General features: G+C 58.4%; 18 protein-coding genes. 2 read left to right on the top strand and 16 right to left on the bottom strand.

From position 1 onward, the window contains the following. Positions 1-3 precede the first annotated feature (3 nt). The 3 genes from ACQY5R_RS04670 to ACQY5R_RS04680 all read right to left on the bottom strand — a co-directional run bounded on the left by ACQY5R_RS04670 (position 4) and on the right by ACQY5R_RS04680 (position 4,159). Positions 4-1,860 (bottom strand): putative nucleotidyltransferase substrate binding domain-containing protein, encoded by a 1,857-nt coding sequence (locus ACQY5R_RS04670; RefSeq protein ID WP_428605135.1) that lies wholly within the window; start codon positions 1,858-1,860, stop codon positions 4-6. A 289-nt stretch (positions 1,861-2,149) separates the two neighbouring features. Beyond that, positions 2,150-3,880, bottom strand: coding sequence for a sodium:solute symporter family protein (locus ACQY5R_RS04675; protein ID WP_428605138.1), 1,731 nt, complete (start codon positions 3,878-3,880; stop codon positions 2,150-2,152). A 15-nt stretch (positions 3,881-3,895) separates the two neighbouring features. Next, positions 3,896-4,159 (bottom strand): DUF4212 domain-containing protein, encoded by a 264-nt coding sequence (locus tag ACQY5R_RS04680; RefSeq protein ID WP_428605140.1) that lies wholly within the window; start codon positions 4,157-4,159, stop codon positions 3,896-3,898. A gap of 364 nt (positions 4,160-4,523) precedes the next feature. On the opposite strand from ACQY5R_RS04680, the gene ACQY5R_RS04685 reads away from it, so the two are divergent. Together ACQY5R_RS04685 and ACQY5R_RS04690 are read left to right on the top strand one after the other, a co-directional pair. Then, positions 4,524-5,633, top strand: a complete 1,110-nt coding sequence (locus tag ACQY5R_RS04685; RefSeq protein ID WP_428605143.1) for an SO_0444 family Cu/Zn efflux transporter — start codon at positions 4,524-4,526, stop codon at positions 5,631-5,633. Positions 5,634-5,679: 46 nt separating this feature from the next. Further along, a complete protein-coding gene (locus tag ACQY5R_RS04690; protein ID WP_428605145.1) occupies positions 5,680-6,711 on the top strand; it encodes a hypothetical protein in 1,032 nt (343 codons plus the stop codon). 1 nt (position 6,712) lies between these two features. Here ACQY5R_RS04690 and ACQY5R_RS04695 read toward each other — a convergent pair whose 3' ends face one another. The 13 genes from ACQY5R_RS04695 to aceB form a co-directional block, all read right to left on the bottom strand. Further along, a complete protein-coding gene (locus ACQY5R_RS04695; protein ID WP_428605147.1) occupies positions 6,713-8,818 on the bottom strand; it encodes a putative bifunctional diguanylate cyclase/phosphodiesterase in 2,106 nt (701 codons plus the stop codon). Positions 8,819-8,933: 115 nt separating this feature from the next. Further along, the gene (locus ACQY5R_RS04700) at positions 8,934-10,280 is read right to left on the bottom strand and encodes a sigma-54-dependent transcriptional regulator (protein ID WP_428605150.1); all 1,347 of its coding nucleotides are present in this window, start codon (positions 10,278-10,280) and stop codon (positions 8,934-8,936) included. Then, positions 10,280-12,118, bottom strand: coding sequence for a sensor histidine kinase (locus ACQY5R_RS04705; RefSeq protein WP_428605152.1), 1,839 nt, complete (start codon positions 12,116-12,118; stop codon positions 10,280-10,282). Before ACQY5R_RS04705 ends, ACQY5R_RS04700 begins: the two co-directional genes overlap by 1 nt. A 70-nt stretch (positions 12,119-12,188) precedes the next feature. Further along, the gene (locus ACQY5R_RS04710) at positions 12,189-12,914 is read right to left on the bottom strand and encodes an ABC transporter ATP-binding protein (protein WP_428605155.1); all 726 of its coding nucleotides are present in this window, start codon (positions 12,912-12,914) and stop codon (positions 12,189-12,191) included. Next, complete coding sequence (locus tag ACQY5R_RS04715) at positions 12,911-13,675, bottom strand: ABC transporter ATP-binding protein (RefSeq protein ID WP_428605157.1); 765 nt, start codon at positions 13,673-13,675, stop codon at positions 12,911-12,913. Before ACQY5R_RS04715 ends, ACQY5R_RS04710 begins: the two co-directional genes overlap by 4 nt. Continuing rightward, the gene (locus ACQY5R_RS04720) at positions 13,675-14,655 is read right to left on the bottom strand and encodes a branched-chain amino acid ABC transporter permease (RefSeq protein ID WP_428605159.1); all 981 of its coding nucleotides are present in this window, start codon (positions 14,653-14,655) and stop codon (positions 13,675-13,677) included. Before ACQY5R_RS04720 ends, ACQY5R_RS04715 begins: the two co-directional genes overlap by 1 nt. A 12-nt stretch (positions 14,656-14,667) precedes the next feature. Next, entirely contained in the window at positions 14,668-15,534 is an 867-nt protein-coding gene (locus tag ACQY5R_RS04725) for a branched-chain amino acid ABC transporter permease (protein ID WP_428605161.1), read from the bottom strand. An 88-nt stretch (positions 15,535-15,622) separates the two neighbouring features. Further along, positions 15,623-16,834: an ABC transporter substrate-binding protein gene (locus tag ACQY5R_RS04730; RefSeq protein ID WP_428605164.1), complete on the bottom strand. Its 1,212-nt coding sequence runs from the start codon at positions 16,832-16,834 to the stop codon at positions 15,623-15,625. A gap of 118 nt (positions 16,835-16,952) precedes the next feature. Beyond that, positions 16,953-18,506, bottom strand: a complete 1,554-nt coding sequence (locus ACQY5R_RS04735) for a benzoate-CoA ligase family protein (protein WP_428605166.1) — start codon at positions 18,504-18,506, stop codon at positions 16,953-16,955. Positions 18,507-18,831: 325 nt separating this feature from the next. Then, the gene (locus tag ACQY5R_RS04740) at positions 18,832-19,620 is read right to left on the bottom strand and encodes a substrate-binding periplasmic protein (RefSeq protein WP_428605169.1); all 789 of its coding nucleotides are present in this window, start codon (positions 19,618-19,620) and stop codon (positions 18,832-18,834) included. A gap of 114 nt (positions 19,621-19,734) precedes the next feature. Next, positions 19,735-20,229 (bottom strand): ribonuclease E activity regulator RraA, encoded by a 495-nt coding sequence (gene rraA / locus ACQY5R_RS04745; protein WP_428605171.1) that lies wholly within the window; start codon positions 20,227-20,229, stop codon positions 19,735-19,737. 177 nt (positions 20,230-20,406) lie between these two features. Beyond that, positions 20,407-21,717 carry an isocitrate lyase gene (gene aceA, locus ACQY5R_RS04750; RefSeq protein ID WP_428605173.1) on the bottom strand — a complete coding sequence of 437 codons (1,311 nt, stop codon included), beginning with the start codon at positions 21,715-21,717 and terminating at the stop codon, positions 20,407-20,409. A 95-nt stretch (positions 21,718-21,812) separates the two neighbouring features. Beyond that, complete coding sequence (gene aceB, locus ACQY5R_RS04755; protein WP_428605176.1) at positions 21,813-23,426, bottom strand: malate synthase A; 1,614 nt, start codon at positions 23,424-23,426, stop codon at positions 21,813-21,815. Positions 23,427-23,739 lie beyond the last annotated feature (313 nt).

Genomic DNA, 23,739 nt, shown 5'->3' on the forward strand with positions numbered 1-23,739 from the left:
CGGCTACCTCAGGTAACGCTGGCTGAGGACATTTTGCATGGTGCGAACGACGGAGAAGGCATCCTTTAAGTGGCTACGCTCGAAATGGGACAGGTCATCCGGAGACATATAGTTGTTGGGGGCTTCTCCGGCCTTGATTTGCCGTGCCTGATGGCGGATGCGCAACGAACCTACAAACTCCAGGGCATCGCGAAGATCGTGTGCCCCGCCATGGGAGACTTCCCCGCCGGATGCCACTTCCTTAAGTCGGTCCTGCGTGTTGATGGCATGGCTGCCGGCGGCCAGGGCATAGACCCGGGCCAGATCGACGATAGGTACGATACCGGTGTGTTTCAGGTCAAAGGTGTGATCGTGCTCGCCACCGCTGATCAAGACGAAATTGCGGAAGAAGCCGAGCGGCGGTTTGAAGCTCAAGGCGTTGCCGGCCATGTAGGCGAGAAATATCTGGTTGCCGCGGGTTTTATCCAGCAGGTACTGGCGCAGCTCGCGGAACAGGTTCTTCTCGCCGTGAATACAGCGCAGGTCGAAGAAGACGCAGGTCAGCATCAGCGCCTTGGGTTCGGGTTGGTTGACCCAGTGGTTAAAGTAGCGCTTCCAGGCCGCCAGCGGTTGGCACCACTTGTCGGTGACTGCCATCATCTCACCGGGGCAGTAGACATAGCCGCAGGCATTGAGACCGTCACAAACAAACTGGGCGAGGTTCTTGAAATAGTCGCCGTGTGTTTTCGGATCATAACTGTCATCCAGCAGCAGACAGTTGTCCTGGTCCGATTTCGCGGTCTGTTCGCTGCGTGCCTGGGAGCCGGCTGCCACCCAGGCATAGGGCACCGGTGGTGGACCGAGGCGCGCTTCCGCCAGTTGCAGCAAGCGCACGGTGATGGAATCGACGACCGCTGTGATCACATGTCCGATGCTGTTGGCTGTGGCATCGGCGGCGGACAGATTGAGTAACAGTTGGGGGAGTTTGGCGCTGATGCCGGCCAAACCCTGCACCTCATTCTGTTTGTAGACTGAGCTGACCAGATAGACCGCCGATGTGGTGTGGCGTTGGGCAAAATCGGTGGCGGTCAGCATGCCGGCCACTTCCCCCTGGCGCAGGATCGGGAGGTGATGGATATTGGCCCGGGCCATGTGCAGCATCGCGTCAAAGGCGTAATCGCTGGCCTCCAGGGTTTGTGGCTCCTCGGTCATGATGTGGCTGATCGGCAGGTCGGTGTCCAGGCCCTTAGCCACGACCCGGCGGCGCAGATCGCGATCGGTGACAATGCCTTTCAGAACGCCGTTTTCGGTGATGAGAATGGAGGAGACACGCTCATCCGACATCACGCTGGCGGTTTCCCGTATGCTTGCCGTCGGCGGCATACTGATCGGTGCACGGCTGATCATGTCGCCGATCTGGGTGGTCATTAAGCCGAGTTGGGAGCTGCCATCTTCGCCGGTACTGCTGATGGCATCCCGCAGGCGGTCGCCCCCGGCGGGTTCAAAGAAGTAGGAGAACTGCGGATGTTCCCGGCAGAAATTATCCACGTCCGCGGCCGGCAGCAGGTAGACCAGACTATCTTCCATGGCCGTTCCCTGGAACTCTTCGTGGCCCTCCATATGTGAGGCGCGGTAGCCAAATAGGTCGCCTTCCCCGAGCCGTGCCAATAGCTCATCCTGGGTGCCGTGGATCTCTACCGCGCCGCTACGCACCAGATAGAGGTAGTCATCGATACTACCGGAGTCGGGAATGGTGGCATCGCGTCGGAAATAACGGATCTGCAACTTCTCCGGCATCTGGTCGAGGGCTTGCTCCGGCAATTGGTCGAAGGGGTGGTGGGCGGAGAGGAAGTCCCGTATCTCTATCAGTTCGATTTCCATGTTCTGTCCCGTTTCTTGTCACTGTTTGGTGGAGGTTGTTGTTCTGGAGGTCGGCCCTGCGCTTTCCTATCGGTAATCCGTTCTCCAGGGTAATCGCAGGGGGTTGCTCCTACGCCGAATCTGAAAAAACACCGCCCGGCCTGTAGGGGTGGGCCCCTGTGCCTACCCAAGCTTAAGATGCCCCTGAAACAGAGGGCAACCACAGGGGGTTGCCCCTACATCAATCCCTGGACAAAAAAAGGGCCTGCACGAGGCAGGCCCTATCTTACATCACATTAACTGACTGTGATTAGTGGCCGGTGGCACCACCTGCACCCTTCGGGATACGAATATCCTCGACGATGTGCTGGATATGCTCGGGTGGCTCTGCAGTCACCTTGGATACCAGAACAGCTGAAACGAAGTTCAGGATGGCACCGACAGCACCGAACGCCTCAGGAGAGATGCCCAGGATGTGGTTGGCCGGGATGTTGGCCGCCATCGCGGTACCCGGGATGAAGAACCAGCCCTTGAACCAGAAGATGTAGACCAGGGTGGAGGTAATACCCACCAACATACCAACGACTGCACCGGTGTTGTTCATGCGCTTGTTGAAGATACCCATCATCAACGCCGGGAAGATCGAGGAAGCGGCCAGACCGAAGGCCAACGCCACGGTTTGTGCGGCGAAGCCGGGTGGGTGCAGACCCAGGTAACCGGCTACGGCGATGGCACCAGCCATGGCGATACGCGCCGCCAGCAGCTCACCCTTCTCCGTGATGTCGGGCTTGAAGATGCCCTTCAACAGATCGTGCGAGATGGAGGAGGCGATAGCCAACAGCAGACCGGCCGCGGTAGAGAGTGCCGCTGCCAGACCACCGGCTGCCACCAGGGCAATCACCCAGTTCGGCAGTTTCGCGATCTCGGGGTTGGCCAGTACCATGATGTCGCGGTCAACCTTCAGCTCGTTAGTGTCACCGTTACGGTACTCAACACGGCCGTTCTTGTTTTTATCTTCGAACTTCAACAGACCGGTTTTTTCCCAGTTCTTGAACCACTGGGGACGTGCTTCGTATTCCAGGGCGCCGTCAGCCGCCGCCACAGGGCCGGGTTGTACGGTGTTGGCCAGGTTCAGCATCGCCATGGCAGCCACAGCCGGAGCGGTGGTGTAGAGGATGCTGATGAAGACCAGTGCCCAGCCGGCGGATGAACGGGCATCCTTGACTTTGGGTACGGTGAAGAAGCGGATGATCACGTGGGGCAGACCCGCGGTACCGATCATCAGCGAGAAGGTGTAGAGCACCATATTCAGGGTGCCACCTTTCTGCGCCGTGTATTGCGAGAAGCCGAGATCGACGACTGTCTGGTCCAGCTTGGTCAGCAGCGGCGTACCGTCGCTGACGTTGCCGAACAGACCCAGCTGTGGCAGTGGGTTGCCGGTGAGCTGCAGGGAGATGAAGATGGCCGGGATGGTGTAGGCCATGATCAACACGCAGTACTGGGCGATCTGGGTGTAGGTGATGCCCTTCATGCCACCGAGTACGGCGTAGAAGAACACGATTGCCATACCGATCAGCAGACCGGTAGTGAAGTCCACTTCCAGGAAGCGGGAGAAGGCGACACCGATACCCTTCATCTGACCGATTACGTAGGTGATGGAGGCTACGATCAGACAGATAACCGCCACGATACGGGCGGTCTGTGAGTAGAAGCGATCACCGATGAACTCCGGTACGGTGAACTTGCCAAACTTACGCAGGTAAGGGGCCAGCAGCATGGCCAGCAGTACATAACCACCGGTCCAGCCCATGAGGAACAGGGACGCATCGTAGCCCTTGAAAGCGATCAGGCCGGCCATGGAGATGAAAGAAGCCGCGGACATCCAGTCTGCAGCGGTGGCCATGCCGTTGGCGACCGGGTGTACGCCACGGCCGGCGGCATAGAACTCGCCAGTCGTGCTTGCACGGGCCCATACGGCGATGCCGATATAGAGCGCGAAGGTCAGACCGACGACGATAAAAGTTAATGTTTGCAGTTCCATTAATCGAACCCCTTATTAGTCTTCGTGAACGTCAAACTGACGATCCAACTGGTTCATCTTGTAGGCGTAGAAAAAGATCAACACCAGGAATACGATCATGGAACCCTGTTGTGCAAACCAGAATCCAAGGTCAGTGCCGCCGATCTTGATGCCGGCCAGTGCAGGGCGAAGGATGATGCCGAAACCGTAAGAACATACGGCCCAGATCACCAGACAAATTGAGATGAGTCTGACGTTGGCCTTCCAGTAGGCCATCCCAGACGTATTTTGTGTACTCATTATTTAAGTCCTCCGGATTATTAATAGTGCGCGCTCGTCTCGACCCCATGTTCCGGTCAACTACAGATGCATCATAACCGGAGCCATATCAGTCGAATTCCATCTGAAGTACGGATACGGGAATCCTCCCCAGGCGACCGCGCTTCATTCTGCATGATTTAGGCCAGAAAATACAATTCCTATTTCTATCAAATAGATACTGAATATAGGGGAATTTTAGGTGGGTCGCTGAGCCGATTTTTTGTTACCGCAAGTAGCGATAGGGCGTGGTGTCTGGGGTGTTACCTGTTACCTTATGTAACATCTACGGGTGGGGGTGCGTTAACCCTTCCCAGGGCTGGCAACTGGCTTATAATCCGTTGCCATGAATACCTTTTTTGATAACCTCCTGGCGCTGGCCCTGGAGTCCGCGCCCTGGCTGCTGTTCGGATTGATTGCCGCCGGGCTGATCCGGGCTTGGTTGCCGGTTCATCTGGCCGGCCAGATGCTGGGCGGCCGGGGCCTGAGGCCGGTGATGCGGGCCGCCTTGGTGGGGGCGCCCTTGCCTCTCTGCTCCTGCAGTACCCTGCCGGCGGCCATGTCTCTGCGTCGGGCCGGGGCATCCAAGGCCTCTACCACCGCCTTTCTTATTGCCACGCCGGAAACGGGGGTCGATTCGGTGGCGCTCTCCTGGGTGCTGCTCGGTCCCTTGATGGCCATTATCCGCCCCGTGGCGGCAGTTGTCTCGGCGCTGGTCGCCGGCCTGCTGGTCGGTCGCTTAGAAGACAATAAGAGTGTGCCAACGGTAGCAGCGCCGCTGAACGAGACGCCGGTGGCAGATACCTGCTGCGGTTGCAGTGCGACCTCGACGGCACCGGACAAGGTACTGAATGCCGAGTACGAGGACGGGTTTTGGCAACGTACGCTGGACGGGTTGCGTTATGCCTTTACCGATCTGCTGGATGACCTAGCCCTGTGGTTGTTCCTGGGGCTACTGGCGGCCGCGCTGGTGCTGACGCTGGTACCACCCAATCTGCTGAGTGATTGGGGCAGTGGTTTGTTTGCCATGTTATTGATGTTGGTGATCTCGGTGCCGATGTATGTCTGTGCTACCGCCAGCACGCCGCTGGCTCATGCCATGCTGTTCGCCGGTGTTTCACCCGGTACTGTACTGGTGTTCCTGTTGGCGGGGCCGGCCAGCAATATCGCCAGCCTGGTGATGGTGCGGCGTGAACTGGGGGGGCGGTCTCTGGCGGCTTACCTGTTTGGTGTCGGCGGCGTCAGTATCCTGCTGGGGTTGGTGTTGGATATGGCCGTGGCGGGTTTCTCTATCGACCTGATTGCCGATCTCGCTCAAGTGGGTGAGGGCGGTACCGAGTTACCGGTGGTGTTCTCCATGTTGACGTTGCTGATTTTGCTGGTGATGTCGATTAGGCCGCTACGGCGTTATCTTTCTCGCGGCAAGGTGCGCGATGATGGTAGCTGTTGTGGCTGAGTATCTATTCGGCGGTTATCTGCCTTCCTTTTGTTGATTGAGTGTGATGAGTACTTCTTTATTTGATTCGCAGCAAGCGTACCGGTCGGCATTTGGCCGCGGACTGAGGGAGATGCTGACTGGCTATGATGAGCTGGGAGTGTTTATCCTGGTGCTGGCCAACGCCATGATTGACCCGGAGATATGGGATGAGTTGTCCGTCCCGTTGCGGCAAAAATTCGAACGGTTGGCACGCTTGCACGGCGATTCCCGGCAAGGCGGCTCGTTGGACGATGCCCAGGATGATCGACGGGTATTTTCGCAGCTGATGGAGATGGGGTTCGACGCCATTACGCCGGTGCAGTGGCGCCAGGCAGGGCCTTGGGAGTTGCAGTTCAATTCACTGCGTGCGCTCAGGCCTCCGCGCATGATTGAGCGGCAGGTGGCCGGGCTCTCCGCCCCCTTTAACCCGGATGAGTTTCATTTTGCCAAACCGTTCCTGCGTAAGGAGATATGTTGGCGTGGTGAGTTGCAGGGGCGGGACGTCTCGCTGCTATACAATAAATTTCCCTTCGTTCGGTTGCTAGGGTTGCTGGTGCCAGAGGCGCGTGAAGGGCGGCCGCAGCTTCTGCATCAGGCTGACCACGACTATATTTGGCGGGTGATCGGGGCGCTGCAAGCGGCATTGCCGGGTGTGGGGATCGGCTATAACAGCTTTGGTGCCTGTGCTTCGGTCAATCATCTCCACGGTCATCTGTTTGTGCGCGACGAGCCGCTGCCGATCGCGGCGGATCACTGGTCGCACAACGGCGGCGACGTGGACTACCCGTCAGACTGTCTCCGTTTCGGTTCTGCGCAAGAGTCCTGGTCCTACATTCAGGATCTGCATGGTCGTCAGGTCCCCTATAACCTGATCGCTTTTCCCGACACCCTCTATTGCCTGCCGCGGCGGCCCCAGGGCAGTGGTCAGTTGCCCGGCTGGAGCAGCGGTTACGGGTGGTACGAGATGGCGGGTGGCTGTGTGCCGCAGGATGAGGCTCAGTATCGGCAGCTCACTGCCGAACCGCTGACCGATGCGTTGCAAGCGCTAAAATCTTAGTCTAGCCAGGAGCGAGTGCCAGTTCCGCTTGCGGTGCGGGCTGTGCGCGCTGACGGGTGAGCCGGTTGCTGCGGATCAGGTTGCGAATGGTCAGGGGTTGCGGCCGGCCGGGGTAATAGCCTTGAATAAAATCGACCCCGATCGACTTCAGGCGCTCAGCGGTATCCTGGCACTCGACAAATTCGGCGATGGTTTGCTTACCCATGATTTGACCGATCTGATTCATCGCCTTGACCATGGCGAAATCCTGCGGATCTTTGATCATGTCACGTACAAAAGAGCCGTCGATCTTCAGGTAATCAACCGGCAGCTGTTTTAAGTAGGCGAATGAGGAGAGGCCGCTGCCGAAATCGTCCAGGGCAAAGTGACAGCCCAGTTTTCGCAATGCCGAGATGAATTCACCGGCCCGGTCGATATTGGAGATGGCGGCGGTTTCCGTGATCTCGAAGCAGAGACACTTGGCCGGAAATTGTGCGTCGGCGAGCCGCTCGGTAATCAGTCGGAGCAACGCCGGGTCGCCGATAGAGTGACCGGACAGGTTGACCGATATCATGCCGAATTGGCTGTTAAAGCGGGCATGGTGGTTCATCCAGTCAAAGGTTCGATTGACCACCCAGCGATCCAGTGTCGTGATCAGGCCGAAGCGCTCGGCGGCCGGCAGGAAGGTGGCTGGTGAGATAATCCCGGCATGCTTGTCTTTCAGTCGTAGCAGTACTTCAAAGTGGCGGTTGTTCCCCTGCTCTCCGGCCAGCGAGGTGATGGGTTGGAAGTAGAGGCAGAGGCGCTCTTGTTCCAGCGCTTCGGTCAGTCGGTTGACCCAGCCCATCTCGCTGAATCGCTGTTCCAGTTCCCGATTGCTGGCATCGAAGATGTGGTATCGGTTGCGCCCGGTATCTTTGGCGGTATAGCAGGCGGTATCGGCGGCGCTGAGGGCGGTGGTGCTGTCCGCCGTGGTCGCGTCTATCGGATAGATGCCGATACTGGCACTGACGGTGAAAGCCTTGCTGCCCCAAACAAAGCGGAAATTACGGATCGCCTCCAGAAGCTGGTCCGCTACATGGGTAGAGGGGGCCAGGGTGCAGTTGTGCAGCAGGATGCCGAATTCGTCTCCACCCAGGCGCGCCAGTATATCGCCCTTGCGCAGGCAGAAATTGATCACCGCCGTGAGGTCGCGCAGCATGGCGTCCCCCGCTACATGGCCGCAGGTGTCGTTGATCACCTTGAACTGATCCAGATCGAGATAGAGCAGGGTGTGGCGTTGCTGTTGGTCGCGGCAATGGATGACGGCACTGTCGATCAGCCGTTCAAACTCCTGGCGATTGATCAGATGGGTCAAGGAGTCGTGGGTCGCCTGGTGAAAGATCTGGCGATTTCGGTCGGTGGTCTGACGGATGACCAGATACGCGATGCCGAGGCTGATCAGCAGCAACAGGGCGGTCAGCCAGAACAGGAACCGTTCGGTATTGTTGTAGTTGTCCCGGCTCGTGCCGATGGCGTGCCGGGTCTCCCGTTTCACCTGCTGGATCAGTTGATCGAGCAGGGGTAGCACGATACGTTGTCCGGTGCCGGCACGGCCGGTTAGGGATTCGAGCTGGTCAGCGGCAGGGTCCTCGAGCAGCGCCGCCATGATCGCCTCGGCTTCCGGATGGACCCGGAGGGCGGCTTGGCTGATCTGTTCCAGCCGCTCGTGCTCGGTGTTGCTCAAGGCCTGATTGGCGAAGCGGTCAAGGTCGCCCTGAAACTGCTGGAAATAGCGGATGAAGTCAAGCCGGTGATGGGGCCGGAGCCAGCGGTTGGGTTCATGGATGGCGTTGTAGAGGCTGTCAATATGGTGCTGCAGGGATGCCCGCATGGCGTAAACCAGTTCCAGTTTCTGGCTGCTCTGATCGATCAGGCGGTTGACCTTCTGGTTGGCGGAGCGCAACTGGTAGATGGTGATACTGACTGTGGCCAGGGTGAGCAGCAGGATGGCCAGGAAACCCAAGGTAACGATAAAGCGGCTGTCGTGCAGCGGTATCGGCACGCCTTCATCCCGATCGCGTGCCGGTTCCGGCGGGCGGAGGTGTGTGGTTCTCTCAGGTTCTTTTTGGGTAACGGGATGACTCAACGTCTTCTGCTCAGGGCATGGTTATATTCATTCCCTGAATCTATCTGGCCTGAACAATACCCGGTAACGTCTTCTTTTTCCAACAGAATTTAAAGCATGTTCCGGGCTGGGAAAACTATTTTTCCGGTACCTCAATGCCGTAGGCACGGATACGGGTGTTGAGAGTAGGGCGGGAGATATCCAGTATCTGTGCCGCGCGTTTTTTTTCGTAGCCGGTGAAGCGGAGGATATTTTCGATGTGCTCTTTCTCCATCTCCTGAATGCTTTTGATCAGCAGTGGCAGCCGCGTCTGCGGGGTGTCGCTCTCCAGCTGCAGGGTCTCGGGTAACAGCACATCACTCGGTGACAACAGCACCGCGCGACGCAGGGCGTTCTCCAGCTCGCGAACGTTGCCGGGCCAGGGGTAGGTTTTCAACTGCTCCATAGTCTCTTCCGGGATCAACTCTACGGAGCGGCCCATTTCGCGACGAATCTTCTCCAGGAAATACTGCACCAGAAGGGGGATGTCCTCCTGGCGTTCGCGCAGGGTCGGCAGCTCAATGGTGACTACCTTGAGGCGATAATAGAGATCCTGCCGAAAAGCGCCCTGGCTGACCAGGTTGGCCAAGTCCTTGTTGCTGGCGGTAATCACCCGCACATCACTCTTGATTGTTTCGTTTCCCCCTACCCGTTCGAATTCCCGCTCCTGCAGAAAACGCAGCAGCTTGAGTTGGATGTCGGGAGAGATTTCGGAGATCTCGTCCAGAAACAGGGTGCCGCCATGGGCCAGCTCGAACTTGCCCAGCTTCTGCTTGATGGCTCCGGTGAACGCGCCTTTTTCATGACCGAACAGCTCGCTCTCCAGCACGTTGGGCGCCAGCGAAGAGCAGACCAGCGGGATGAACGGATAATTACGGTACTGGCCGTTAAAGTGGATGGCCCGGGCCACCATCTCCTTTCCGGTGCCGCTTTCGCCATACAGCAGCACCGAGGCGCGGGTGTCGGCTACCGCACCGATGGTTTTGTAGACCGCCTTCATGCCTTTGCTGCGACCGACGATGACGTTGGGCTGAAAGGTACATTCCGAGGTGTCACAGAAGGGGATGCCGCTCTCCACCAGCGCGGCCATCTCACTGATCTTGGCGATCACCTCATCCAACTGGTCCAGGTCCAGTGGCTTGCCCAGGTGATCGATGGCACCGAGGCGGATCGCTTCGATAGCGGTATGCATGTCGTCGTAGGCGGTGATCATCACGACCGGCAGGGCCGGTTTTTTTTGCTTGATCTGTTGCAGGGCCTCAAATCCGTCCAGTTTTGGCAAACGCAGATCCAGCAGTACCATGTCTACCGGTTCCCCCAGTGCCAGCTCCACGCCCCGCAGACCGTCTTCTGCCGTCAGTACCTCATAGCCCTCTTCGATCAGGTGCAACTCCAGGGTGCGGCGGATGGCGCGGTCATCATCGACTATCAGGGCTTTTTTCATCAGCTCTCTTTCTCGGTTTGTTCAGTGGGTCCGTCCAGCGGCAGCAACAGGGTAAAGCAGGTCTTTTCTCCGGCGGCGCTGTCCACCGTGATGGTGCCCTGGTGACGTAAAACGATGCTCTGCAGGGTCGGCAGGCCGAGACCGCCACCGGAGACCTTGGTGGTATAGAAGGGATCGAAGATTTTGTCCAGGTCTTCGGCGGCAATCCCCTGGCCATTGTCGATCACCTGCAGTGACAGGTAGGGGCGGTGACGGCGCAGGATCAGGATTAGTTCACGGTAGCCGTCACGCTCTTCCAGCGCCTCGATGGCATTGGATATCAGATTCAGCACCACCTGTTCAATCTGCTCCGGGTCACAGGTCACTTCCAGGTCATCCCGCAGTTGTAATTCGGTATGGATGCCGGCTTCCTTGAAACGCTGGGCGAACAGCCGCATCACCCGGTGAATAATGGGGTTGAGGCTGGTCCGTTCCAGGCGCAGCGGGCGGGCGCGCGCAAAATCCATGACGTCATTCACCAGCCGGTTGAGGCGCAGTATCTCTTCCTCGACGATACTGAAGTGTTCCTGCAGCGGTCCAGCCGGTTGGGTGCGTTTGCGTATCATCTGGATATTCATGCGGATGGCCGACAGGGGATTGCGGATCTCGTGGGCCAGACCGAGGGCCAGATGACCGACCGCGGCCAGTTTCTTGGAGGCGAGCAGTTCGTCGAAGGTCGATTCCAGCCGGGCGCGTGCGTCGGCCAGGTCCTGGGTCCGGCGGTCCACCTGGATAGCCAGGATATGGTTCCAGGAGAGCAGGGCGCTGAGCAGAATGAAGGTGCCGGTGAAAATGATCACCACCAGAGTGCCGGAGTAGCGCTCCTGCTGCTGCATAAAGGAAGAGAGCAGGGCGTCCACCTCGCGGGTCGGGGTGGCGACGCCGAGGGTCCAGAGCCGGTCCTCAATGCGCACCGGCTGGTACCCCACCAGCTTGCTGACCGCCTTGTCCGGGTCAATCGGATCGACAAACTCATAGCTGCCGGTTCCCGGTTTGCCGTCCCGCATGGAGATCAGCAGGTTATACAGTTTCGGCCAGCGTGGCAGGAAGGTTTCCTCAAAGCCCCTGTCGGTGACCCGTCCCAGCGGATCCACCAGCACGGACTGCTGGTTGTTATCCACCAGCCAGGCGAAGCCGTGCTCGCCGATGGTGACCGACAATACCTGCCGTTTGGCCAGCTTGTCGAAGTTGAGGGTGAACATGGCGACGCCGTTGAAATCGCCCCGTTTGTTGTAGATTCCTTGCGCCACGATCAGCGCCTTGTCGCCTCGGTTTTGGCCACCCTCCAGGCGCATGAAGGGGGAGAGGTACATCTGCCCCGGCCGTCCTTCGTCCCGCGCCCAGCGGAAATAGTCACGCCAGGCGTAGTTGCGCCCCAGGGTGTACTCATCCGAGGGGCTGATGGCGACCACCGTACCGGCCTTGTCGAACACCACCAGATCGATGATGTCGGTCTCCATCAGGCTTTCGTACATACGTTGCAGACTGCCGCTCAGCAGCTGTGCCCGTTCGCGGCTGACCCCCTTCTCTTCAAACAGGCTGGCGACCAGACTGAGATTGCGTCGGAAGGTGGCAAAGGTCTCTTCGATGGAGTGGGCCGCCTGCTTGGCCAGGATCAGTTGTTGGCGGTTGTACTGTTCGAAGAAGCGTTTGCGCGCCTCCATTCGAACCGCGTCGGTGGTCTGCAGTATGCCCACCAGAGCCGCCGTGCTGACCCCGACCAGCATGCAGATAGCCACCCACAACCAGAACGGCTTGCGTAAGGTGATGGCGGAGAAGAGTCGGCTGATCGCGTGCATAGTGATCCCATCATTCTACACAGTTTCATTTTTGCCTCACCACTAACCGTTCCGGGTCGTTGCTTTGCCGTCACACTCCCAGGTATTGCTTGTGCAGTTCGGGATTTTCCAGCAGCTCACGAGAGCGTCCGTGATACACCACTTCACCCTTGTTGATGATGTAGTTGCGGTCACAGATCGGTAGCAGTGCATTGATGTCCTTGTCGACAATAATCGAGGCGATACCGGTGGACTTGATGTGGCGAATCACCACCCAGATCTCCAGCCGTATCAACGGTGCCAGTCCTTCGGTGGCCTCATCCAGGATGATCAGGTCAGGGTTGGTCATCAGCGCCCGGGCGATGGTTAGCATCTGTTGTTCGCCACCGGAGAGTTGATTGCCCATGTGGGTCAGCCGCTGACCCAGGCGCGGAAACAGCTCCAGCACCTTATCCAGGGTCCACTCGTCACGCCCGTCCGGACCGGTGCGGGCCGCCATGGTGAGATTTTCCAGCACGCTGAGGTTGGGGAAAATACCCCGGTCTTCAGGTACGAAGGCGATCCCCTGGCGGATGATCTGGTGGGTGCTCAATCGGGTGGCCTCTTTGCCGCGGATGGTGATGCGCCCGGAGCGCGGCGGCGTCAGGCCGATCAGGGAGCGTAGGGTGGTGGTTTTACCCATACCGTTGCGCCCCATCAGACTGACCGTCTCACCCGCGTCAATGGTGAGGTCGATGCCGCGCAGGATATGGCTGTCGCCATAATAGGTGTGCAAGCCCTCGGCCTGTAACAGCGGGGTGGCGGAAGGGGTGCTCATGCCGCATCCTCCGCATCGTCGTGGCCCAGGTAGGCGTCCTGTACCGCCTGGCTGTTGCGTATCTGCTCCACACTGCCAGTCTCCAATTCGGCGCCGTCCACCATGACGGTAATCCGGTCCGCCAGCGAAAAAACGGCGTCCATATCGTGTTCAATCAGGATCAGGGTCTGGGTCTTCGCCAGCTCTTTTAACAGTGCGGTCACCTGATGTGACTCTTCGCTACCCATGCCGGCCAGCGGTTCGTCCAATAGCAGCAATTCCGGTTCGGTGGCGAGCATCATGGCGATCTCCAACTGTCGCTGTTCGCCATAACTCATGGTGCCGGCGATCCAGTTGCGTTTTTCGGAGAGGCCGCACAGTTGTAGCGCGTGATCGGCGCGACGATGCACCATGCGTAAGTGTTTGGCGGGACGGAAAAAGCGCATCGAGGTGATCAGGCAGGATTGGGCGCCGACCCAGCAATTCTGGAAGCAGGTGAATCCTGGAAGGATATTGGTCTTCTGGAAGCTGCGGCCGATACCGATGCGGGAGACTTTCTCCGGGCGGGCATTGGTAATGTCGTAGCCCTTGAACAGGATGCGTCCGCTGCTCGGCATCAATTCACCGGATAACAGATTGATGAGGGTGGTTTTGCCGGCTCCGTTGGGTCCCAGGATGGCGTGTACCTTGCCCCGCTCAAATTCCAGCGAGACATCGTTGGTCGCCGTGAGACCGCCAAAATTCTTGCACAGATGTTCCGTGCGCAGGATCATCTCAGACATTATCCCTCCCTCCCGGTGGTCTGCTTGGCAAAGCGGTTGCTGACGCTGTGGATCAGGCCGGCGATTCCATTCGGCAGAAACAGCACCACAAAGATAATGATGGCACCCATGATCAGTTTCCAATGCTCGGTGAAGTTGGGCAGAAAATCTTGCAGCAGTACCACGATAAAGGTACCGATGACTGGCCCGAACAGTGTCCCCATGCCGCCCAGAATGACCATCATGATCGCCATGCCCGATTCATGCCAACCCAGGTAGGCGGGGGTGATGAAACTGGTGTGGGTCGCCTCCAGAAATCCGGCCAGGCCGGCGATAGTGCCGGCAATGATGAAGCTGACCAGTTTGTAGTGCGGGGTGGAATAGCCGAGCGCCCGCACCCGCTGCTCGTTCGCCTTGATGGCGATCAGCACATGACCAAAGGGGGCACGCAGGATCATACTCAGGAACAGGTAGACACCCACCAGCCAGGCCAGCACGAAGTAATAGAAGTGGTGTTCGTTGTCCAGATCCACCAGTTGCCGGGTGGCCAGGGTGATCTCCGGCTTGTTCATCATGAAGATGCCGTCGTCACCGCCGAAGTGGGGTGACTCGAAAAAGAAGTAGAAAAACATCTGGGCAAACGCCAGAGTCAGCATGATGAAATAGATGCCGGAGGTTCGGATGCAGAGCCAGCCCACCAGCAGCGCGGCCAGTCCGGTCAGCGACAGTGTCAGGGTCAGTGACCACCAGTAGTTGATGTGCTCCAGGTCGCCGAACAGGATCGCCAGCAGGTAGGCGCCGATGCCGAAAAAGGCGGCATGGCCGAAGCTGACCAGGCCGGTGAAGCCGATCAGCAGATCCAGACTGATGGTGAAGATCGAGAGGATCATGATCTTGGTCACCAGCCCGGTGTAGAACGAACTGCCCACCAGCGGAAACAGGAGCAGCAAGGCCAGGCAGACAAAGAGAAAGATAACAATGGGACGGGTAACGGTATGCATGGATTGCCTCGCCTAGACCTTGCCGAACAGCCCTTGCGGGCGCCAGAACAGAACTGCGGCCATGAGTGCATACACCACCATGCTCGCCATTTCAGGTAACAGGACCTTGCCGAAAGTGTCGGCCAGACCGATCAACAGGGCGCCGATGAAGGCCCCCTTGATGGAACCGATACCGCCGATCACCACCACCACGAAAGAGATGATCAGGATGTTGTCGCCGATACCCGGATAGACACTGCTCACCGGCGCCGCCAGCATACCGGCAAAGGCGGCCAGGGTGGCACCCAGGCTGAAGACGATGGCAAATAGCCAGTTGATGTTGATGCCCAGCGCTTGCACCATCTCCCGATTACTGGCACCAGCGCGGATAGTCATGCCCAGGCGGGTCTTCTGGATCACCCAATACATGGCCAGCGCCAGGAGGATGCAGACGCCGGAAATGAACAACCGGTAAACCGGGTAAGCCTGATTGGCGGTCAACTGGATCGAGCCTTTCAGCAGCGCCGGGACCGCCACGCTGTGTACGTCGTTGCCCCAGAGGATGCTCTGCAACTCGTTGGCGATCAGGATCAGGGCGTAGGTGAGCAACACCTGGTACAGATGGTCACGTCGGTACAGGTAAGAGATGGCCAGCCGCTCCACCGCGTAACCAAACAGGATACTCAGCGGGATGGCGAGCAGGATACCGGTGAACAGGTTGCCGGTAATGCCGGTCAACCAGTAACAGAGGTAGGCACCAATCATATAGAAGGCGCCATGGGCCAGGTTGATGATGCCCATGATGCCGAAAATCAGTGTCAGTCCGCTGGCCAGCAGGAACAGCAGGAAGCCGTACTGCAGTCCGTTCAGGAGCTGGATCAGGTAGAAGGAACTATGCATAACGCCTCAAGTGGCAAAAAGAGAGATCGGGGGTGCCTGACGGCCCGTGGCCGCCAGGCGAAAGGGCTCATCAGGCCCATGCCAGCGTTCAGCCGATCTTGCAGTCCAGGGCCGGATCCTCTACCGCGTCCTGAACCGTTCGAAGGACCCGGTTCTCGCCGTTTTGCACTTCTCGCAGATAGATGTTCTGGATCGGATTGTGCGATTTGGAGAAGGTGAATCCGCCTCGTGGGCTGTCAATGATGGACTTCTCCATTGATTTGATCATGTCGGCCCTTGCACCGGTGTCACCCTGTACCGCCTCCATGCCCTGTACCAGCAGGCTGCCGGCATCGTAGCCTTGTACCGCATAGACGTCGGCCTCGTTACCGGTGGCGACCCTGAACGCCGCACGGAAGGAGAGATTGTCCGGCACATCCAGGGTGTTGGCATAGTGCAGGACGGTCCGCACTCCTTCCGCCGCTTCGCCCTGGGCCGCGGTAACGCCTTCGGTGAGGAAACCGGCACCGTACAGCGGAATGCTCTTGTTGAGTCCGGCTGCCGCATAGTCCTTGACGAATTTCACCGCACCGCCACCGGCGTAGAAGGTGAAGACCGCATCCGGTTTGAGGGCGGCCAACTCGGTCAGGTAAGCCTGGAAGTCCACCTTGGGGAACGGGGTGGGGATCTCTTTCACGATATTGCCGCCACCGGCCAGGAACGACTCCTTGAATCCCGCTGAAACCTGCTTGCCAAAGCCGTAGTTCCAGTACATCAGGACCACATTCTTGTGGCCATCTTCCAGCATCGCTTTGCCGCCGGGGTAGCCGATCTGGTAGCTGGAGAAGGAGGTGCGGAAGATATTCGGTGCACAGAGCGAGCCGGTGAGCTGGTTGGCGCCGGCGTTGGGAATGATGGTGATCAGGCCGGCCTCGCGTGCCATCTTTACCATCGCCATGCCGACCACCGAATGGACCGGGCCGACCAGGAAATCCACCTGCTCTTTCTTGATCAGTTTATTGGTCAGCTCCGGTGCCTTGGGCGGTTTCGCCTCGCTGTCCACGTTGACGAACTCCACTTCACGACCACCCAGTTTGCCGCCGTTCTGTTGGATGCGCAGTTGCAGGGCATCGCGGATATTGGTGCCCAGCTTGGCGTAGGTGCCGGTGTAGGGCAGTAGAATGCCGACTTTTACCTTGGCCATACCACCGATAGCAAAACGGGTGGGGATCAGGCTGGATGCCGTCACCAGTCCGGCGGCGGCCGCGCCGCCTTTGATAATATCGCGCCGGCTGATGCCGGGTTTTTTCTGATCGCTCATCTGTTTCTCCTCTCTATGATTATGGTCAGCGCAAAAGCGTCTTTTGTGCCGATTGTCGGCGTCCCGGGTGGACCCGGTGACGCCTGTCACGCGGTGTTTTCAGTGCCTGTGTAACGTCTTATTCGGTGCTGTCCAACTTGCGCAGTTCAAAGCGTTTGATCTTGCCGGTGGCGGTCTTTGGCAGTTCGTCGATGAACTCGAGCCAGCGGGGATATTTATAGGGAGCCAGGGTGTTCTTGACGTACAGCTTGATCTCTTCGGCCAGTTCATCACTCGGTTGTTGCCCACCCTTGAGCACCACATAGGCCTTGGGTTTAACCAGGTCTTCCGCATCAGTGGCGGCGACCACGGCGCACTCCAGCACGGCCGGGTGGGAGATGATGCAGGCTTCCACTTCAATCGGGGACAGCCAGATGCCGCCCACCTTGAGCATGTCGTCGGTGCGGCCGGCATAGAAGTAGAGGCCATTCTCGTCCATGAAGAATTTGTCGCCGGTGTTGAGCCACGGGCCGAGCATGGTCTGGCGGGTCTTTTCCCGTTTATTCCAGTAGTAGGCAGCGGCGCTGCCGCTATTGACCAGCAGGGTGCCCACTTCGCCCTGGGGTACCTCTTGCATGTTTTCATCGACGATCTTCGCTTCGTGGCCGGGCACCAGACGGCCGGTACTGCCGGGAGTGATTTCGCCCGGATAGTTGGAGATGAAAATGTGCACCAGTTCGGTGGAACCGATGCCGTCCAGGATGTCGACGCCGAAGCGGTCACGCCAGCGCTTCAGGATATCGGCCGGCAGCGCCTCACCGGCGGAGACGCAGATGCGTACCCCGTCCAGCGAGCCTTCGGCTTCCAGCATCGAGGCGTAGAGGGTCGGTACGCCGTAAAAGATGGTGGGACGATGCTCACGGATGGTTTCGTAGACGGCTTCCGGCGTCGGCCGGGCAGACAGGTAGACGGCGGTGGCGCCGACGCTGAAGGGAAAATAGAGCCCATTACCCAAGCCGTAGGCGAAGAACAGTTTGGCGGCAGAGAAACAGACGTCCCCCTCCTTGACCCCCAGTACCTGCTTGCCGTAGGTTTCACAGGAGTAGACCATATCGCGATGCAGGTGGACGGTGCCCTTGGGTTGGCCGGTGGAGCCGGAGCTGTAGAGCCAGAAGCAGGCGTCATCCGGTGTGGTGGGTGCCGCCTCCAGCTGATCCGGCTGGTCTGCCCAGAGCGTCTCCAGGGCGAGATCGCCCTCCGGTGCTTCGCCGTTGACCACGATAATGTGCTGCACAAAACGCAATTTGGACCGGATCGGCTCCAGGCTTGGCAGTAGGTGGGCATCGATCACCAATACCCGGGCGCGGCTATCGTTGAGGAAGTATTCGTAATCCTTGGGACGCATCAGGGTGTTGAGGCAGACCGGAACGGCACCCAGCTTAATAGTGCCGAAAAAGGCTTGGGGATAGAGCCCGGTGTCGAGCATCAGCAGCGCGACCCGTTCCTCCATGCGTACCCCGAGATGCTGCAGGCTATTACCGAAGCGGTTTACCCCGGACTGGATATCGCTGTAGCTGAGACTGACGCTACCACAGCGAACGGCGATCTTGCCTCCTCGCCCCTCCCTGACGTTCCGATCCACAAAGTAGTCCGCGGCGTTAAAGGTCCCGGGTAAATCGAGTTCAAAGGGCATTGCATCTCTCCGTCACTGAATAGGTAGGCGTCCGATCATTGAGTGTAGGTCTTCTTCCGTCACCCGTAGGCGTCGTCGACCGGATTATCACCATACTGTTACAAGGGTTGTGCCAACTTCCATTGGTTGGGAAATATGTTCGTGATTGATTTGCAAGTGAATGATAGTCAAGGAAAAGAAATGGGATTGGCGGCGCGAGCTGGTGGGCTTGCGTTGGTGGTTTTCGGGTTTGGTGTAAAAAAAACAACTTGGATGTAAAAAACGGCACCGGGATACCGGGTGTTGCCGCTTTATCCGGGGGGATGGGGTTGTTTGTGCTGAAGGGTCAGTTGCGCAGGTAGCGGCTCATGATGCGCTGATAGGTGCCATCCTGCAGCATGGCCCGGTAGGTGCTTTGATAAGCGTCTTTGAGATCGTCCGGAAACGCTTTCGACAGCGCGATATAGACATGACCGCTGGTAATCGGATCACTGTAGCTAATGGGGCCGCTAACAAACTGCTCTTTCATGGAGTAAGCGGCCAGATCGCGTGCGGTGAACCAGGCTTGCACACGGCCGGCCCTCAGCATGCGGATGGGAATAGGGGCTGCACTGGTGGTCACCACCAGGTTGGTGAAGCCCTGTTGCCGCAGATACTGTTCAAACGGGGTGTCTTGCTGCACGGCGATGGCGCCCAATTGACGTGCCTGTTCAAGATCCAGTCGTCGACCGTTCAGTGTCACGAAGACCATATGGATCGGGGCCACTTCAATGGCCCAGTCAAAATAGGGTTCGCGCTCTTGCGTTCGGGTGAGGGGGAAAATGATGTGATTCGGCGATAGGCGGGTGTTGCGGATCGCCCTTGGCCAGGGCAGGAACCGTACGGGTCGGTTGGTTCCCAGTCTCCGCTCGATCTCCCGCACCAGCTCCACCATGAATCCCTGTTCTCTCCCCTCCTGGATGCTGTAGGGAAGCAGGTGGGCGGTGACCAGCGTGACGGTGGGAGGTGTCGCCGGATCTCGCTGGGTGGCGGATGTATCTGGGGTCCAGATGAGCAGGGACAGGAGACAGCCGGCCAGCGTCATGGCGTAGCGTCCTTTCTGTGCCCTTGCGCGTTGCCGTATGCTGATATTCATGTGGCAGTATGCGGTATCGCGGGCTGCAATGCGGATGCCGCAGCCGTTTTACAGGTGGCCCAAGTGTAACCTGTCAGGATTGAAGTTACTATAGGGTTGCGTGCCGATGGGCGATCACTCGTCCATCGGCAAAACCACCACGCCATCCTCATCGGCGTAGAGCCAGTCGCCGGGCCGGAAGGTGACCTGGGCGAACGTGACCGGAATATCCGCTTCGCCGACCCCTTTTTTGACACTCTTTTTCGGAATGGTGGCGAGTGCCTTGACGCCCAGCGGCATGCTGGAGATCTCTTTGGCATCGCGAATGCAGCCGTACATCAGCACGCCGGCCCAACCGTTGTCGACCCCTTTCTGTGCCAGGATATCTCCCAGCATGGCGCAGCGGAGCGAGCCGCCTGCATCCACCACCAGGACCCGGCCGTGGCCCGGTTTCCCCAGCAGCTCGCGCACCAGGGAGTTGTCTTCGAAGCATTTGATGGTGACGATTTCACCGCTGAAACGGGCGTGCCCGCCGTAGTCGCGGAACAGGGGTTCACAGACTTGTATGTCGGACTCATGCTCGTCGTAGATGTCAGCCGTTTTTTCCAGGGCGGTAGGCGCTTGAGTCATATTTTCTCCTTGGTAAGGACTCGCGAAAGATTAAGTTCTTGTATTCAGTCGCTCCTGGACCCCCACCAGCGTGACCCGGGAGCGCCTTCGGTACGACGAAATTACCCTTTCGCGAGCCCTAAGTAAAATCGGCCACACCCTTGCGGGCGTGGCCGATTGCGCAGTTATGAAAGTTGATTAACCTTCAAACTGTTCCTCTTCGGTGGAACCGGTCAGCGCGGTTACCGACGAAGCACCGCCCTGAATGGTGGTGGTGACGTCGTCGAAGTAGCCGACACCCACTTCTTGCTGGTGAGAAACGAAGGTGTAACCCTTCTCGCGTGCCGCGAACTCAGGCTCTTGTACCTTCTCGACATAGTGCTTCATGCCTTCGCCGCGAGCGTAGTCATAGGCCAGATCGAACATGTTGTACCACATGTTGTGAATACCGGCCAAGGTGATGAACTGGTACTTGTAGCCCATGTCGGACAGCTCGTCCTGGAATTTGGCGATGGTGGCGTCATCCAGGTTCTTCTTCCAGTTGAAAGAGGGGGAACAGTTGTAGGCCAGCAGTTTGCCGGGGTTGGCCTCCAGGACCGCCTGGGCGAACTCGCGGGCAAAACCGAGATCCGGGGTACCGGTCTCACACCATACCAGGTCGGCGTACGGAGCGTAGGCGATACCGCGTGAGATGGCTTGCTCCAGACCGTTCTTCACGTTGTAGAAGCCTTCCGGAGTACGTGCGCCGGTGACGAACGGTTTGTCGTTGGGATCGAAGTCGGAGGTCAGCAGGGTAGCTGCCTCGGCATCGGTACGTGCCAGCAGCAGGGTGGGCACGCCGCAGACGTCGGCCGCCAGACGGGCGGCAATCAGTTTTTGCACCGCTTCCTGGGTCGGAACCAATACCTTACCGCCCATGTGACCGCACTTCTTGACGGCAGCCAGCTGATCTTCAAAGTGTACGCCGGCAGCGCCGTTGGCGATCATGTTCTTCATCAGCTCGAAAGCGTTTAATACGCCGCCGAAACCGGCTTCCGCGTCCGCCACGATGGGCAGGAAGTAGTCGATATAGCCGGCGTCTTCCGGTCCGGTACCACGGGACCACTGGATCTCATCAGCCCGTTTAAAGGCGTTGTTGATGCGACGAACCATGGTCGGAACCGAGTCATAGGCGTACAGGGACTGGTCGGGGTACATGGTTTCGGAGGTGTTGCCGTCGGCGGCGACCTGCCAGCCGGAAAGGTAGATTGCTTCAATGCCCGCTTTGGCTTGCTGCATTGCCTGGCCACCGGTGATGGCGCCCATGCAGTTGACGTAGCCTTTCTTGGCGCTGCCGTGTACCAGATCCCATAGCTTGTCTGCACCACGCTTGGCATAGGTGTACTCGGGCTGGACTGAGCCACGCAGACGGACGACGTCCTCTGCCGAGTAGCCGCGTTTAACGGTTGCCCAACGGGGGTTTTCTGCCCAGTCTTTCTCCAAGGCTTCTATCTGTTGTTTACGGTTCATATAACAATCTCCTTCAGTATTGCTCTCATCAAACCTCCTCCGTTCAATCATCCGCCGGATGGCGGGGGACCCACGGTTTTGGTTAGTCGGTTATATCAGGCCAGCGTTTGATATGCGGGCAGTGTCAGGAACTCAACAAAGCGATCATTGGCGATAATCTCGCTGAACAGGTTTGCTGCCGTCAGGAAGTGACCGGCGGCAAAGGCGCTGGGTCCCACCTCCTGTCGGATCTGCTCCAGTTCTTGTGCAACGCCTTCGTGAAACAGTTCGAAGGTGATGTTGCGTCCATCTTCCAGGATCCCTTTGGGGTAGCGTATCCACTGCCAGATCTGGGCTCTGGCAATTTCGGCAGTGGCCGCATCTTCCATTAAATTTTCAATCGGGACGGCTCCCTGACCGCCCAGCCAGGCCGCCAGATAGCGCAGTCCGGCACGGATGTTGTGGCGGAGACCGGCGGCGGTAATCGGGCCGGTCGGCGGTGTCAGCAGTTCGGCCTCGTCGATGTCCCGCTCATCCTGCTGACGACTAAGTTGGTTCGCCTGCGGCATGATGCGATCGAAGACCGCTTTCGCCACCGGCACCAGTCCGGGATGGGCAACCCAGGTGCCGTCGTGGCCATCATTCGCTTCGCGTTCCTTGTCGAGACGAACCTTGTCCCGCGCCTTGGCATCGGCAACCGGGTCGTCCTTGATCGGGATCTGGGCGGCCATGCCGCCTATGGCGTGTGCACCGCGACGGTGGCAGGTCTTTATGAGCAGACGGGAATAGGCCCGCAAAAACCCCGATTCCATAGTGATCTGGTTGCGATCCGGTAGTACCCAGTCGGGATTGGCATGGAATCGTTTGATGAAACTGAAGACATAGTCCCAACGACCACAGTTTAGTCCAACAGCGTAGTCCCGCAAGGTGTAGAGGATCTCCTCCATCTCGAAGGCGGCCGGGAGGGTTTCGATCAGCACGGTACAGCAGATGCTGCCGTGATTCAGGCCCAGACTCTCCTCGGCGTAGGCGAACACATCGGCCCAAAGCTGGGCCTCGATATAGCTCTCCAGCTTGGGCAGATAGAAATAGGGGCCGCTACCCTGCTCCAACAGCTGCAGGCTGTTGTGGAACATGAACAGCCCGAAGTCGAACAGGCTGGCGGAGACCGGCTGTTCATCGACCTCCAGGTGTTTCTCCGGCAGGTGCCAACCGCGTGGGCGCACCATCAGGGTAGCCCGCTGCTCGGCCAACCGATAGGCTTGTCCCTCCGGGCTTTGGTATGTGAGGGTGCCGCGTACCGCCTCGAACAGGTTGCGTTGACCCTCAACGGTGGTGTGCCAAGTGGGGGAGTGGGCGTCTTCAAAATCGGCCATGAAACAGCTGGCGCCGGAGTTGAGGGCGTTGATGACCCTTTTTCGATCCACCGGCCCGGTGATCTCTACGCGGCGGTCCTGCAGATCGGCCGGCGCGCGTTTAACCTGCCAGTCGGCTGCCCGGATCTCCGCGGTCTCAATCCTGAAGCCGGGCTGTTCACCCTGGTTGAACCGCCGCTGCCGGTCTTCACGCAGTCCCAGCAGTTGTTTGCGCCGTTTACCGAAGCGTCGCTCAAGATCCGCCACAAACTGCAATGCCTCCGGAGTCAGGATCCGGTCATCGTCCTCAGCCAGCGGTGCGTTGACTCGGATGCGTTGGCCGGCGGTCTGGGAACTCAGCTGGAAAGCAGGCATGTTCGGTATCTCCCATAATGCTCATTAGGAAAATACCTGAAAGTTCAGGTAAAACCTTAGTAATAACAAGCAAATAGATGTAGCAACGGCATAGAGCATACTCAATTGCGAAGTATTAAGAACGATAAATACTTTAATCCTTTGTATTGAAATTCTTTATGCTGCATTGCGGAAGAAAATAGGGTAGTAATAAAACCGTCATAAGTCCACCAGCGTGTTTCAGCCGCTAAAATGGCGCATAACCGGGCTTCCCTAAGTACCGCAATGCGCTTTGTTCGATGCGGTCGATCAGATGGTGGACGAAATCATCGGT

The sequence above is a fragment of the Sedimenticola sp. genome, from assembly GCF_050289425.1.
In the GTDB taxonomy this organism is placed as follows: domain Bacteria; phylum Pseudomonadota; class Gammaproteobacteria; order Chromatiales; family Chromatiaceae; genus Sedimenticola.